Origin of the sequence: Limnobacter sp. (assembly GCF_964228395.1) — a bacterium.
Lineage (GTDB): Bacteria > Pseudomonadota > Gammaproteobacteria > Burkholderiales > Burkholderiaceae_B > Limnobacter.
In genome coordinates this window covers 1-14,672 of the sequence record NZ_CAXQZX010000112.1, presented here as the reverse complement: position 1 = coordinate 14,672, position 14,672 = coordinate 1, and the positions used below count along the sequence as shown (strand labels likewise).

Here is a 14,672-nt window from a genome sequence, read left to right as displayed (position 1 = left end):
GTATTTTCCGCAGGCACTGGGCAAGGAGCCACTCACAACAACGGAACCCGCTGGAATGCGGCCATAGCTCACTTCACCGGTTTCGCGGTTGTAAATCTTGGTGCTTTGACCGATATAAACACCCATGGAGATCACGGAGTTTTCTTCAACGATCACTCCTTCAACAATTTCAGAGCGTGCGCCAATAAAGCAGTTGTCTTCAATGATGGTGGGGTTGGCCTGCAGAGGCTCAAGCACGCCGCCAATGCCCACGCCACCGCTCAAGTGGACGTTTTTACCAATCTGTGCGCAAGATCCCACGGTGGCCCAGGTATCGACCATGGTGCCTTCGTCCACGTACGCACCAATATTCACGTAGCTGGGCATCAACACCACGTTTTTGGCGATGAAGCTGCCGCGCCGTGCCACCGCAGGGGGTACCACCCGGAAACCGCCTTTTTTGAAATCTTCTTCGGTGTAATCTGCAAATTTGGTGGGTACTTTGTCGTAAAACTGGGTGAACCCACCGGCAGGCAGAGGCTTGTTGTCTTCAAGTCGAAAAGATAACAACACCGCCTTTTTGACCCACTGGTGGGTTACCCACTCGCCGTTTTCTTTGGAGCAGACCCGCAATTCGCCCGTATTGAGTTTTTCGAGCGTATCGGCCACTGCGGCTCGCACTTCGGCTGGCGCTTTGGCTGGGGAAATGTCAGCACGGTTTTCCCAAGCGTTTTCAATGATGGATTGATGGTTGTTGTTCATGGCGATTCCTGTTTTAAAGAATATTTCGGATTCGATGGGCGGCCTCGTCGCATTCGTCTTTGCTGGCCACCAAAGCAATACGGATGTGATTGCAGCCTGGATTGACGCCGTTGACTTCACGGCCTAAAAAACTGCCGGGTAGAACAGTCACATGGGCTTGCTCAAACAGACGGGTTGCAAATTCAGTGTCCGACTCATTCAACTTGGCCCAAAAATAAAACCCCGCCGCTGGAATTTGCAAGTCGAGTTTACCAGCCAAAATTTGCTGAAACGACTTGAATTTTTCGGTGTAGAGTCTGCGGTTTTCTGCCACGTGGTGTTCGTCACCCCATGCCGCAATGCTGGCCATTTGGACCGTGTTGGACATGGCTGAGCCGTGATAGGTGCGGTAGCGCAAAAAGGCCTTGATCAGGTCAGCGTCGCCAGCCACATAGCCAGACCGCAGGCCGGGCGCATTTGAGCGCTTTGAAAGGCTTGAAAACACGATCAGGTTGTTGAAATCCGAGCGACCCAAACGGCTGGCAGCCTCTAAGCCGCCGATTGGGGGCTTGTCTCCATCCATGTAAATTTCGGAGTAACACTCGTCTGACGCGATTACAAAGCCATGCTGGTCTGCCAGATCGAACAGCGCTTGCCAATCGCCTAGCGTGTACACCGCGCCAGTGGGGTTATTGGGTGAGCAAACATACATCAGCCTGGTTTGCTGCAACACCTCGGCAGGCAATTCATGAAAATTGGGCAAGCCATTGGCCTGAATATTGACATACACAGGTTGTGCGCCACCCAAAAAGCTCGCGCCTTCGTAAATTTGGTAGAACGGGTTGGGAAACACCACATTACAACCGCTTTGGCAGCCATCCAGCACCACTTGAGCAAAGGCAAACAAGGCCTCTCGGGAACCAAGAATGGGCAAAACCTGGGTTTCCGGATCAAGTTGGGCGTCAAAGCGCTTCAGGATCCATGCGCTAATGGCTTGGCGCAGCGCTGGAATGCCCTGCGTGCCCGGGTAAACTGCCAAGCCGTCCAGATGTTCGACCATGGCCTGTTTAATCAGGGCTGGTGTGGGGTGCTTGGGCTCACCAATCGACAAATTAATGTGGGCCAGGCCGCCGGTGTGCTTCACGCCAGCAAATTGTGCCCTAAGCCGTTCAAAAGGGTAAGGCTTTAACTTGTCGAGGTTTTTCACGGTTTGGCCTGGTGTTTGCACGGGTTCAACCACGGGTGGGGTTCATGGTTGAAATTTGGTCAAGGTCCACGCGTGGTAGGGGGGTCCAGCCCGCCTGGCGGTGTTCGGCCACCACCGTGGTGTAAACGCCACCACGCACGTACCACTTGGCGGTCAACTTCATATAACGGGGGTCGGTTGCTGCCACCAAATCGTCCAGAATTTTGTTGGTGACGGCCTCGTGGAAGGCGCCTTCGTCCCTGAACGACCACATATACAGCTTCAAACTTTTCAATTCCACGTTTTTTTGATGCGGCAAGTAGTCGATCACCAACGTGGCGAAGTCCGGTTGGCCAGTGAGCGGGCAAAGGCATGTGAATTCAGGCACTTCGATGTGCACATGGTAGGGGCGGTCCGGGTTCGGATTGGGGAAGGTTTGCAGGTCGCGGCTGGGTTGGGTACTCATGATTCTCTCTATACTTCATTGTTGGTGCCAACACAGGCACTGTGCCCCGGCAAGGCCTCAAGGCTTTGCTATTATAAGTCACCGGGCCGGGTAGTCCCCCCCGAAAGCCGTTTTATTCGTTCTATTGACCCTCAACACACCCCATCGTGCGATTAACACACATCCGCCTGGCAGGTTTTAAATCATTTGTCGAACCCACGTCGTTCGCCGTGCCCAGCAATTTGGTCGGCGTGGTGGGCCCCAACGGTTGTGGCAAATCCAACATTATCGACGCTGTGCGTTGGGTGCTGGGTGAATCGAAGGCTTCAGAGTTGCGTGGCGAGTCCATGCAAGACGTTATTTTTAACGGCTCGAGCAATCGCAAGGCCGCCTCCAGAGCCAGTGTGGAGCTGGTGTTCGACAACGCCGAGGGCCGGGCAGGGGGAAGCTGGAATCAATACGCAGAAATCTCGGTCAAGCGCGTGCTCACCCGGGATGGCAATTCCACGTATTACATCAATCAGCAGGCGGTGCGCCGCCGGGATGTTCAAGACATTTTTCTGGGTACAGGCCTGGGGCCACGGGCCTACGCCATCATCGGGCAAGGCATGATTGCGCGCATTATCGAGGCCCGCCCTGAAGAACTGCGCATTTTTCTGGAAGAAGCAGCTGGCGTCTCTAAATATAAAGAGCGCCGCCGCGAGACCGGTAACCGTCTGCAAGACACACGCGACAACCTGACGCGGGTTGAAGACATTTTGCGCGAATTGAGCGCGCAAATTGAGCGCCTCGAGCAGCAAGCCACGGTGGCTCGGCAATTCAAGGAGCTTGAAGAGGCAAAAAACACCAAGCAGCGGTGGCTTTGGGCCATTCGCTACAACGAAGCTCACGAGCAGAAAAACGCTGCCAGTGCCAAGTTGGAGCGTGCCAAGGCCGATTTAGAGGCCATCCAAAGCAAGTCGATTCATACTCAAACCGAGCTTTATGCTTTGCGCGACAAACAGGTGGATGCCCAACAGCAGTTGGAAAACGAACAAACGCGCTGGATCGAATCAAACCGTGAGGTAAGCCGTTTGGAGGCGGACCTTCGCGTGATGGCCGAGTCCCGTCACCGTTTGAGTGTGCGTGTGGCTGAGCTGGAAACTGAGATCCAAGGCTGGAAGGCGCGCGAAGAAGAATCACGGCTTGCTTTGGAAGACCTGGACTCCTCGGCCAGTGAACAACAGGCTGAATTGGAAGAGTTGGCCATCGCGCTGGAAGAAGCCGAGCTGGCCGTGGAGCCGCTAGAGTTGGCCCTGCAAGATGCGCGTGCTGCTGTGGACCGCAAACGCTCTGATGTGTTGGCCATTCAGCAGCAACTTAGTCAGGTGTCGTCTCAACAAGAATCCGCCAGTCGAGGCGAAACCAACGTTCAAGCCAAGCTTGACCGTCTCACCACAGAGAAAGGTCAAATTGCTGCGCCCTCGGCTGATGAGTTGCAAAGGCAAGCGGAGCAGGCCGACATTTTGCGCCTAGAACTGGAGCGAGCCAGCCATGAATTTCAGTCGCTCGAATCCAAATTGGCAGCAAGCAGCCAAGAGTTGGACACCGTACAAAGCGCCTTCAACAGCGAGCGTGATCGCCATGCCAATGCCACAGCGCAACTGCTGGCTCTTGAAAAACTCAATGAACAACTGGCCGAAAGCGCTGAACTGAAGCCTTGGATTGAAAGCAGCGGACTGTCTCAAACTCCGCGTTTGTTGGGCAAACTTCAGGTTGAACGTGGCTGGGAGCGCGCCCTGGAGTCGGCTTTGCGTGAGGCCTTGGACAGTTTCCAGGTTCGTAGCCTCGACGTGGTCGAAGGCTTTGCCAAGCAACCCCCCCCAGCCCGCGTTGCATTTCTTGAATCTGCAGAGCTTGGTGCCGCTCAGGCCCCTGGCCCAGACGATTTGGCCAGCGTGGTGCGCAGCGACGACAGCGCCACCCTAGCGGCCGTCGGTAAACTGCTCGCGGGTTTCCTGATGGCGCCTGATCTGCACACGGCCTTGCAAAAACGAAAAACCCTCAAGCCTGGCCAGCGGATTTTTACGCCGCAGGGCCACAGCGTGGGCTTTAACGGAGTGGCCTTTTACGCCGCAGACAATGCTCAATCGGGTCGCTTGGAGCGCCAACAACAAATTGAAGCCTTGCGCACCGAGGTGCGTGCCCTTGAGTTGTTGAAAAATGAATCCATGGGCAAGCGTGATCAACTCCAGTTGCGTGTCAGTGAAATGAAATCCCAACTGGCGCAGGCTCGCGGGCTGGTGGATGGCACCACGCGGCGACTCCATGAAACCCAGGTTCAGTTAATTCGCCTGCAAGAGCAACAAAGCCGAGCCGACAGCAGGCGCGAGCAAATTGAGCTTGATGTGGCCTTGCTGCAGTCTGAGTTGGAAGAACACCGGGCCATGTTGCTTGAAAGCGAAGATCGGTATGCCGAGCTGGACGAACAACTGGCGGTGGCCAGCGATGCCCTTGAGCATCTAAAAGACAAAGTAATCAGCAGTGAGCAGGCCGTTCGTGACAAGCAGGCTCAAGTGCAAGCTGCGGTGCGCCGTAAGCAGGATGCTGAGTTCAATATTCGGAACCAAGAGTCTCGGCAGCGAGAGTTGGAGCGCGACATCGCCTTTGCCCAGAACCAGGTGTTGCAAATTTTGCAGCGCAAGCAAGCCGCCAGCACCGAACTCGACAACCTCTCCGAAGACGCTGCCAAAGAGGCGCTGCAGTTGGCTTTGGAAGATCGTGTAATCGCAGAGGAAAAAGTGGCGGTGTCTCGCGATGCTCTTGAACAGGTCATGAGCAAAGTGTCTGAACTTGAGCGAGCAGAGCAGGAAAGCGACAAATTGGCCGAGCCACTTCGGCAAACCATTCAAGACCTTGCCTTAAAAATTCAGGCGGCTGATCTCACCATTGAGCAATATCAAAACCTGCTCTTGGAGGTTCAGGCCGATGTAGGCGCACTCACCAATGAGCTGTTGGCCATGGACGTACAACCCAAGGCCTCGGTGCTGCAGGGTGAAGTAACCCGATTGACCACGGCCATGCAAGACCTGGGGGCCGTGAACCTGGCCGCCTTGGAAGAATTGGCAGCAGCCTCTGAGCGAAAGGCATTCCTGGACCAACAGGCTGCCGACCTCATGGAGGCCATGGAAACCCTAGAGGACGCCATTCGCAAAATCGACAAAGAAACACGTGACCTTCTGCAGGAAACCTTTGAGGTGGTCAATGGTCACTTCTCGCGCTTGTTCCCAAAGTTGTTTGGGGGTGGCGAGGCAAGGCTGGTCATGACCGGGGATGAAATTCTGGATGCTGGGGTGCAGGTGTTTGCTCAACCCCCGGGCAAAAAGAATGGCACCATTCACCTGCTGTCGGGTGGAGAAAAAGCGCTCACTGCAACCGCCTTGGTGTTTGCGATTTTTGAGTTGAACCCCGCGCCTTTCTGTTTGCTCGACGAGGTGGACGCGCCTCTTGACGATGCCAACACCGAGCGCTTTTCCAGACTGGTCAAACAGATGTCTGAACAAACCCAGTTTTTGTTCATTTCCCACAACAAAATTGCCATGGAAATGGCCGAGCAATTGATTGGTGTCACGATGCAAGAAAAAGGTGTATCCCGCATTGTGGCTGTCGATCTTGCGGCGGCTGAGAAAATGGCCACGGAAACCGTATGAACGACTTACAGATAGCCCTTTTGCTGGTGGGTGGTGGTGGCATTGCAGCCATGATTGCCTACAATTGGTGGCAGGATTACCGCTTGCGCAAGCAGGCCACAGAACGATTTGGCGACAATCGGGAAGATCCGTTGCTGCGCACCGAGCACCCCAACAGGTCCGCTGGGCGAGCTGAACCAGGTTTTGCCACAGATACGCTCACCCATTGGCCAGAATCTGCGAGTCAACTCGACCAAACCGACACGGGCGACAGTCAGCCCGATGTGGCACTGGACAACACTTTGCAACAGGGTGTCGAAAAACGTTTGTTTGCCGATTTCATTATTCGATTTGACGAGCCCAAAGACGCCAACACCTGGAAGCCCTTGGTGGATGGCCTGGATCAAGTTAACCGAAAACGCATTATTTATTCTGCCAGCGCGCAAGCAGGTGTCGATGGCATGGATGTGTTGTGGTTCAAGGCCATGCCGTTTTCAGGCACGGCCTTGGCCCTGCGGGCCAGCTTACAAATCGCCAATCGCAAAGGCCCGCTAAGCTCCATTGAATTTTCGGAAGTGTTGGCCAAATTGCGCCGTTTTGCAGAAGAGCACAACGCGGACATCGAGTTTCCTGAAATGAAAGAAGTGGTATCGCGGGCAGAGACCATCGACATGGCTGCTGCCGCGCTCGACACACTGCTTGGCCTGCATTGCCTTCTGCCAGAATCCGTTCCAGAGAACCTGGAGGCAGAACGCCTGACCGAGGCGGGATGGGTTCAAAAAGGGCATCAGTGGATTTTGCAAGATGGGCAGGGGCAGTTGGCCAGTATGGTGGTTCACAAAGCACCGGGTAAAAAGTTGTTAAGCTTCAACATCGATGTGCCCAACGCGCACGATCCAGTCAAAGCGCTGGGGGATATTGTCACTGTTTGCCACAGTTTGAACAGTGAATTTGGTGCTCCGCTGATGGATGACTCGGGCCGAACCCTGAGCACACAAGCCATCGAGGGCATTTATCAGCAGTTGATTGAGCGTGTGCGAAACCTCACGGACTCTGGTTTTCCGCCTGGGTCGCCCGCAGCGCGAACATTGTTTTCCTGAGCCTGTTGGACAATGACTAACCTGGATTTGTTTGACCAGCCAGCCGAGCCCAGTGATCAAGCTCGAGCCAAGGTTGATCAACTGATCAATTTGTTGGTTCGCTGGGAACATGCTTACTATGTGCTTGACGCCCCTGAGGTGCCAGACTCTGAGTACGACAAGGTTTACCGCGAACTACAACACTTAGAGCGCGAGCACCCCGAACTGATTCGAAGCGACTCACCAACCCAGCGGGTGGGTGGTCAGCCTGTGGAGGGCTTTGCACAAGTAGCGCACCGCGTTCCCATGCTGTCATTGGGCAATGCCTTTGAGGAGCAAGATGTCCTCGCTTTTGATCGGCGGGTAAAAGAGTTGGCCGAGCTCCCCGCCGACGCACAAATCGACTACGCCATCGACCCCAAGTTTGATGGGCTGGCCATTTCAATTCACTACCACCATGGTATTTTTCATCAAGCGGTTACGCGTGGCGACGGCACCGTGGGTGAAGATGTGTCGGCCAATGTAAAAACCATACGAGGCCTGCCACTAAAATTGGTGGGTGATTCGCCGCCCAAACACCTCGAGGTGCGTGGCGAAATTTTCATGACCAAAAGCGACTTTGCAGTCATGAATGCCAGGCAAGCTGAACAGGGTTTGAAGGTGTTCGCCAACCCTCGCAATGCAGCCGCGGGTACCATTCGCCAACTCGACCCTCGGGTTGCTGCATCGAGGCCATTGCGTCTTTACTGTTACGGTGCTGCACTTGAGCGCGCTGAGCTTCAACAATTAAAAACCCAAAGTGCACTGATGGCTTGGCTAAAGACTTTGGGCCTGCCTGTGTCCACATTAAGCCAACGCGCCACAGGTGCTCAGGGTTTGTTGGCGTATTACCGCGATATCGGTAACAAGCGCAGTCAGTTGCCCTTCGAAATCGATGGGGTGGTCTACAAAGTAGATTCCTTTGATTTGCAGGACCGTTTGGGGTTTGTTGCCAAGGCGCCGCGCTTTGCCATTGCCCACAAGTTTCCCCCCGACGAGGTGCTCACGAGGCTACAGGCCATTGAGGTTCAAGTGGGGCGCACAGGTTCCATTACCCCGGTGGCCAAGCTCGAGCCAGTTCGCGTGGGTGGCGTGATGGTGTCATCGGCCACGCTTCATAACCTCGATGAAATTGAGCGCAAAGACCTCCGCGTGGGCGATCAGGTTTTGGTGCGGCGAGCCGGCGATGTAATTCCCGAGGTGCTGCCTTTTCAAGGCAATCAACGGTTGGCCAGTAGCCAGCCTTTTGCAATGCCCACCCACTGCCCGGTGTGTAACTCGCTTGTTCGAAAGGAAGAGGGCGAGGCTGTACACCGTTGCACGGGGGGCTTGGTGTGTCGCGCGCAGCTCACGCAAGCCATCATTCATTTTGCCCATCGCAGGGCCATGGATATCGAAGGGTTGGGCAGCAAGCTTGTTGAGGTACTCGTCGAGAAGGAGTGGGTGAAGACCCCGGCCGATTTGTACCGCTTAAGCAAAGAACAGCTGATGAGCCTTGAACGCATGGGCGAAAAATCGGCCAGTAATTTGATTGATGCTTTGGAGAGGTCTCGCCAAACCACCTTGGGGCGTTTTTTGTTTGCCTTGGGGATACGCCATGTGGGCGAGACCACAGCTCGGGATCTGGGGCAACATTTTGGTGACGTAAACAGGCTGATGGATGCCACAGAGGAGCAATTGCTGGAGGTTCGCGATGTGGGGCCCGTGGTGGCTCAATCCATACGCCAGTTTTTTGATGAGCCAGCCAATCGAGACGTGGTGTTGCAACTGCTGCAACTTGGCATACAGTGGCCGCAGACCAGCCAGGTGGTCAGCACGGATGACACGCACCCGTTTTATGGCAAAACATTTGTGCTTACTGGTACTTTGAGCGCCTACAGCCGCGACGATGCGGCAGCGCTCATCGTAGCGCGTGGTGGCAAGGTCACGGGCTCGGTATCAAAAAAGACCGATTTCGTATTGGCTGGCGAAGCCGCTGGCAGCAAGCTGGACAAGGCGCAGGAACTCGGTGTACAAGTGCTGGACGAAGCCACATTCAACAGCATGCTGTAGTGTTTATCTAATTATTTCAATTCATGGGTGGTGCAACACAATGAGCAGAGTCAGAAAAGCAGTTTTCCCCGTGGCGGGCATGGGCACGCGTTTTTTGCCGGCAACCAAGGCCAGTCCCAAAGAAATGATGCCCGTGGTGGACAAGCCACTCATCCAATACGCAGTCGAAGAAGCCCTTGACGCCGGCATCACAGAGATGGTGTTCATCACTGGCCGCAGTAAACGAGCCATTGAAGACCATTTTGACAAAGCCTACGAGCTAGAGGCAGAGCTTCAAGCCCGTGGCAAAAAAGCCCTGCTGGAAGTGGTTAAAAACATCGTTCCCAGCCATGTGAATTGCATCTACATCCGCCAAATGGAGCCCCTGGGTTTGGGCCACGCGGTGCTGTGTGCCGAGCCTGTGGTGGGCAACGAGCCCTTCGCTGTCTTGCTGGCGGATGACCTGATGGATGTGTGCAAAGGCAAGCCCTCAGTGACGCACCAAATGGTGAAAGTGTACGACAAAGAGCACGCCAGTATTTTGGCTGTTCAAGAGGTGCCCATGGAAGAGACCAAGTCCTACGGGATTGTGTCGAGTTCGCCTTGGAACAAGGAATCTGAGCGGGTCAACGCAATTGTTGAAAAGCCGGATCCCAAAGACGCCCCAACCAATCTTGCCGTGGTTGGACGCTATGTACTCAATCCCCAAATTTTTGATCGCATTCGAAAGGTGGGCAAGGGTGCAGGCGGTGAAATTCAACTCACCGATGGCATTGCTGCGCTTTTAAACGACCAGCCGGTGCTGGCCTATCGCTTCGACGGCACCCGCTTTGACTGCGGTTCCAAAATTGGATACTTAAAAGCCACGGTGGAACTGGGCCTGAAGCACCCCGAAGTGGCTGACGAATTTGCAAGCTATTTGGCCACATTGGGGTAACACTATGTATGCAGTGATCGGTGGTAGCGGTTTAAGCCAGTTGCCAGATTTTGAAATTACCCGCAGGCAGGTTCAGCGAACCCCCTATGGCGAACCCTCCGGCGCGCTCACGATGGGGCGCTTGGCCGGCCGCGAGGTGGTGTTTTTGGCCCGCCATGGCTATGGCCACACCATTGCGCCGCACCAAATTAATTACCGTGCAAACCTGTGGGCATTGTCTCAATTGGACATTGAGGGCATTGTGGCGGTGGCCTCGGTGGGTGGGATCCGCCCCGACCTAAAACCCGGGCAGCTTATCGTGCCCGACCAGATCATCGACTACACCCACGGACGCGCAGCCACCTTTTTTGAAGGTGAAAATCAGGCCATACAGCACATTGACTTTACATGGCCTTACGATGCCGCTTTGCGTGCCTTGTTGTGCCAAGCTGCAGATGCGGCAGGTGAGCAGGTGGTGCAGGGTGGCTGTTATGCCTGCACGCAAGGCCCACGTCTGGAAACTGCCGCCGAAGTGCGCAGGTTGGCTCGGGACGGTGCTGACATTGTGGGCATGACCGGTATGCCCGAAGCCGCCTTGGCACGCGAACTCGATTTGCCCTACGCTCACTTGGCCTTGGTGGTCAACCAAGGCGCGGGTGTGGGTGACAGTGCACAAGCCATATCCCATGCGCAAATCAGCAAGACAGTTCAGGCAGGCATGGCCAGTGTGATGGGCATTATTAAATCGCTGGTGCAACTGCACGAGGATTAAACCGTGCATGGAGTGTGCGGCGGCTTTTGCTGCCGCATGCTTTAAATCGAAAGCAGTTCCAGCAGCTCGGTTTCCAATTGAATTTGAAGTTTTTGAGAATTCAGGCTCTGTCCATAGAGCAAAAAGCTGTCTTCTGCGCGTTCACCCAAGGTCATGATCTTTGCGGTTTGAACGTTGACCTTGTACTGGGCCAACAACCTGGTGATTGAATACAGTAAACCTGTTCGATCGGTTGCAGACACGGTCAGCAAATACTGGTTGCCCTTGTCGTCAGGCTGCAAATCAACACTGGGCCGAATCGGGAAATGTTTGGACTGGCGAGACATGCGACCAAACACCGGTTCAGCCAGCGGCGCCCGTTTAATGAGCCGCTCCTGTAGCTCCGCCTCCAGCAGGGACAGGGTTTCGCGGTAAAAAGCATCATGGTTGTCGTGCTGGATCAAAAACGAATCCAGCGCATAACCATGCGCTGTGGTGTGAATTTTCGCGTCCAAAATGCTCAAGTTGCGAGAGTCGAAATACCCGCAAATCCGGGCGAACAAATCCACCTCATCCCGCGTGTAAACCAGCAACTCCAGGCCTTCCCCCAGGGGCGATAGCCTTGCCTTCACAATCGGCTGCTCGGCATTGACACGCCAATACAAATGGCGCGTGTGCCAGGCGATGTCGCTGGGGCCCTGGCGCAAAAAATATGACACATCCAGTTGCTTCCATAGCGCATCTTGAACATCTTCAGAGAGCGCGTACAAACGCAAAATCCGTTTGGCCTCGGCCTGCTGTTCGGCCAGCATCTGGCGGCGGTTGGGCACCTCGCCATCGAGCTGCTTCAAGGTTAGCCGGTATAGGTCTTCAAGCAGCTTGCCTTTCCAAGCATTCCACACTTTTGGGCTGGTGCCGCGAATGTCGGCCACGGTCAACAGGTAGAGTGCCGTGAGTCGTCTTGGGGTTTGAACCACGTTGGCAAACTCACGAATGACTTCGATGTCAGAGAGGTCCTTTTTCTGGGCCGTGTTGGACATGGTCAGGTGGTGCTTAACCAAAAACCCGATGAGATCTGTGCTTTCTTGGTCCAAGCCATGTTCTTTGCAAAACCGCAAGGCGTCCACCTCACCCAAGATGCTGTGATCGCCCCCGCGTCCCTTGGCCACATCGTGAAAAAGTGCGGCAAGGTAAAGCAGCCAATGGTCGTCAAAATTGGCCATGAGCTGGCTACAAAACGGGTATTCATGCGCGTGTTCGGCCATGGTGAAACGGCGAAGGTTGCGTATCACCGTCAGGATGTGTTGATCTACTGTGTACACATGGAACAGGTCATGCTGCATTTGACCCACAATTTTTCGGAACACTGGCAAATATCGCCCAAGCACACTTGTTTCATTCATGCGCCGAAGCTCATGGACAATGCCGCGAGGTTGCTTGAAAAACTCCAGAAAAAGCGCCTTGTTCACAGGGTTTTTGCGAAACTCACTGTTGATTTTTACGCGGCTGTGCCACAGTTGACGCAAGGTTCGTGCGCTCATGCCTTTGAGGCTGGCATTTTGCTGCATCACTATAAAGGCACGCAAAATGGCTGACGGGTTGTTGGCGAACACCTCGTCGTGGCGGATATCGAGCAGGCCATCCATGGACTGAAACTCATCGTCAATGATCACCGCCTGAGCATTGGAGCCGAAGATGGACAACTCGATGTTTTGAATCAGAATGGTGTTTAATTGCATCACCGCCTTGGCTGACAGGTAGTACAGCTGCATCAACTGTTCGCTTGAGCGCTTGATGCTCGATGCTTTGTAACCCAACGATTCAGCCAATTGGGTTTGAACGTCATAGACCAGCCTGTCTTCCCGGCGCCCGGTGAGCACATGCAATTGATAACGGATCTTTTTAAATGTGCGTTCGTTGTTTCGAAGTTTGGCAGCCTCAAATGGGGTAATCAGGCCTTTTTTGGCCATTTCAGCCCAACTATTGCCCAACCCGGCGGCCTTGGCCACCCACAAAATAACGTGTAAATCCCTCAGCCCGCCCGGGCTTTCCTTGCAATTGGGCTCAAGGCTGTAGGGGGTTTCTTGATACTTGGCATGCCGTTGACGAAGCTCAAGGGTCTTTTTGCGGAAGAATGTTTTTACATCCAGCGACTTATAAAGTTTATCTTGTAGGTTTTTGTAATTTAATGGATTTCCTGTAATTTTTCTGCTCTCCAGCAGGGCTGTTTGAACGGTGATGTCTTTGCTTGCTTCTTCAAGGCACTGCTCCACCGTGCGCACGCTGTGACCCAGTTCCAGGCCGATGTCCCACCCCGATCCGCAAAAGTTCTCCAGCTTTTCAATGGCGTCCGCCTCGGGTTCGGCATCGACCAAAATCAATACGTCCACATCCGAGAATGGAAACAACTCGCCGCGCCCATAGCCCCCCACGGCAACCAAGCTGTAGGCCTTTGGCATTTGTAGGGCATTCCATAGCGAAATTAGTGCTTCATCAACCACCTTGCAGCGGTTTCTTAAAGCAGAATCTACCTCTGCGGCTTGGGTGTGTTCGTCAAAAGGCGTAAGCCATTGGTGGGCTTGGCCTTTCAAAAATTTCTTGATTTCAATCCGCGTGTCGTTGAGGGACGCTTGCTGACCTGGAACGCTCAAGGGTTAGGCTGCCTGTGTGGTTTTTAAACGAGGGTTGGCTGGCGTGCCCGCCGACACGGTGAGTACTTCGTAGCCGTCGTCGGTGACCAGCACTGTGTGTTCCCATTGCGCAGACAGGCTGTGGTCTTTGGTCACAATGGTCCAGCCATCTGGCATTTCTTTGATGTCGCGCCGACCGGCGTTAAGCATCGGTTCAATGGTGAAGATCATGCCTTTTTGCAAGGTGACGCCCGTGCCGGGCTTGCCATAATGCAATACCTGCGGCTCTTCATGAAATTTGGTGCCAATGCCGTGCCCGCAAAATTCCCGAACCACCGAATAACCAAACCCTTCGGCAAACCGTTGGATTGCAGCGCCCACATCGCCTAGCGTGGCCCCGGGCTTGACCTGCTCAATCCCAATCCACATGGCTTCAAAGGTGATCTCGCATAGGCGGCGGGCAGCCAAAGAGCCTTCGCCCACAATGAACATGCGGCTGGTGTCGCCATGGTAACCATCTTTAATGACCGTGATGTCAATGTTGATGATGTCGCCATTTTTCAGTTTTTTAGGGCCTGGCACCCCGTGGCAGATTTGATGGTTTACCGACGTGCAAATGGACTTGGGGTAGGGCGTGTAACCCGGTGGGCAATAGTTCAACGGTGCTGGAATGGTGCCTTGAACGTTGACCATGTAATCGTGACACAGGCGGTCGAGTTCTTCGGTGGTGATACCAGCCACCACATGCGGCCCAATAAAATCGAGAACCTCGGAGGCCAGGCGGCCTGCCACGCGCATTTTCTCGATGTCTTGGTCGTTTTTAATCACAATTGTCATGTTTTTAAGATTTCCTGCTTGAGCTTCTTAAGTTTAACTGAGTATAATCTTGGGCTGCCCAAAGTGCACGGCGTTTGCGCGTGCTTTTACGGCAAATTCATTGGTTAGTGCGACAGGGTGCCCGGCGGGTTTCGCCCTCTTGGCCCAGCACCAACCGAAGTTAACCCTGTCTACATCGGAGAAATCATGGCAGTGTCTATGCGCGAAATGCTGGAAGCTGGTTGCCACTTTGGCCACCAAACACGCTTCTGGAACCCCAAGATGGGCCCTTACATTTACGGCCATCGCAACAAGATTCACATCATCAACCTGGAAAAGACTCAACCTCTTTTCGAGGACGCGATGAAGTTCGTTCGTCAACTGGCGGCAC

11 protein-coding genes are annotated in these 14,672 nt (G+C 54.3%); 6 read left to right on the top strand and 5 right to left on the bottom strand.

The window, feature by feature from the left end:
• The 3 genes from dapD to queF form a co-directional block, all read right to left on the bottom strand.
• Positions 1-741, bottom strand: a 741-nt coding sequence (gene dapD / locus ACEQU8_RS09225) for a 2,3,4,5-tetrahydropyridine-2,6-dicarboxylate N-succinyltransferase (RefSeq protein WP_370263107.1), incomplete at its 3' end; no start/stop codon positions are given.
• A 13-nt stretch (positions 742-754) separates the two neighbouring features.
• Complete coding sequence (gene dapC, locus ACEQU8_RS09220; RefSeq protein WP_370263105.1) at positions 755-1,960, bottom strand: succinyldiaminopimelate transaminase; 1,206 nt, start codon at positions 1,958-1,960, stop codon at positions 755-757.
• Positions 1,953-2,372: a preQ(1) synthase gene (gene queF / locus ACEQU8_RS09215; protein WP_370263104.1), complete on the bottom strand. Its 420-nt coding sequence runs from the start codon at positions 2,370-2,372 to the stop codon at positions 1,953-1,955. Before queF ends, dapC begins: the two co-directional genes overlap by 8 nt.
• 146 nt (positions 2,373-2,518) lie before the next feature.
• Between queF and smc the strand changes: the two genes are divergently transcribed.
• The 5 genes from smc to ACEQU8_RS09190 are packed head-to-tail and all read left to right on the top strand — an operon-like array spanning position 2,519 to position 10,856.
• Positions 2,519-6,040, top strand: a complete 3,522-nt coding sequence (smc, locus tag ACEQU8_RS09210) for a chromosome segregation protein SMC (RefSeq protein ID WP_370263103.1) — start codon at positions 2,519-2,521, stop codon at positions 6,038-6,040.
• On the top strand, positions 6,037-7,119 hold the full coding sequence (locus ACEQU8_RS09205; RefSeq protein ID WP_370263101.1) for a hypothetical protein: 1,083 nt from the start codon (positions 6,037-6,039) through the stop codon (positions 7,117-7,119). The genes smc and ACEQU8_RS09205 overlap by 4 nt, the downstream gene beginning before the upstream one ends.
• 12 nt (positions 7,120-7,131) lie before the next feature.
• On the top strand, positions 7,132-9,189 hold the full coding sequence (gene ligA, locus ACEQU8_RS09200; RefSeq protein WP_370263100.1) for an NAD-dependent DNA ligase LigA: 2,058 nt from the start codon (positions 7,132-7,134) through the stop codon (positions 9,187-9,189).
• 40 nt (positions 9,190-9,229) lie between these two features.
• A complete protein-coding gene (gene galU, locus ACEQU8_RS09195; protein WP_370263099.1) occupies positions 9,230-10,105 on the top strand; it encodes a UTP--glucose-1-phosphate uridylyltransferase GalU in 876 nt (291 codons plus the stop codon).
• 4 nt (positions 10,106-10,109) lie between these two features.
• A complete protein-coding gene (locus tag ACEQU8_RS09190) occupies positions 10,110-10,856 on the top strand; it encodes an S-methyl-5'-thioinosine phosphorylase (protein ID WP_370263098.1) in 747 nt (248 codons plus the stop codon).
• Between the two features lie 41 nt (positions 10,857-10,897).
• On the opposite strand, the gene ACEQU8_RS09185 is transcribed toward ACEQU8_RS09190, so the two are convergent.
• Positions 10,898-13,486, bottom strand: a complete 2,589-nt coding sequence (locus tag ACEQU8_RS09185; RefSeq protein ID WP_370263096.1) for a [protein-PII] uridylyltransferase — start codon at positions 13,484-13,486, stop codon at positions 10,898-10,900.
• Positions 13,487-13,489: 3 nt separating this feature from the next.
• A complete protein-coding gene (map, locus tag ACEQU8_RS09180) occupies positions 13,490-14,302 on the bottom strand; it encodes a type I methionyl aminopeptidase (RefSeq protein ID WP_370263095.1) in 813 nt (270 codons plus the stop codon).
• A 186-nt stretch (positions 14,303-14,488) separates the two neighbouring features.
• Here map and rpsB point away from each other — a divergent pair.
• Positions 14,489-14,672, top strand: a 184-nt coding sequence (gene rpsB, locus ACEQU8_RS09175) for a 30S ribosomal protein S2 (protein WP_370263094.1), incomplete at its 3' end; no start/stop codon positions are given.

What these genes read in the sequence shown, in the direction of transcription:
- ACEQU8_RS09190 (WP_370263098.1), top strand. Translation starts at nt 10,110, where the DNA reads ATGTATGCAGTGATCGGTGGTAGCGGTTTAAGCCAGTTGCCAGATTTT.
- galU (WP_370263099.1), top strand. Translation starts at nt 9,230, where the DNA reads ATGAGCAGAGTCAGAAAAGCAGTTTTCCCCGTGGCGGGCATGGGCACG.
- map (WP_370263095.1), bottom strand. Translation starts at nt 14,302, where the DNA reads ATGACAATTGTGATTAAAAACGACCAAGACATCGAGAAAATGCGCGTG.
- ACEQU8_RS09205 (WP_370263101.1), top strand. Translation starts at nt 6,037, where the DNA reads ATGAACGACTTACAGATAGCCCTTTTGCTGGTGGGTGGTGGTGGCATT.
- ligA (WP_370263100.1), top strand. Translation starts at nt 7,132, where the DNA reads ATGACTAACCTGGATTTGTTTGACCAGCCAGCCGAGCCCAGTGATCAA.
- queF (WP_370263104.1), bottom strand. Translation starts at nt 2,372, where the DNA reads ATGAGTACCCAACCCAGCCGCGACCTGCAAACCTTCCCCAATCCGAAC.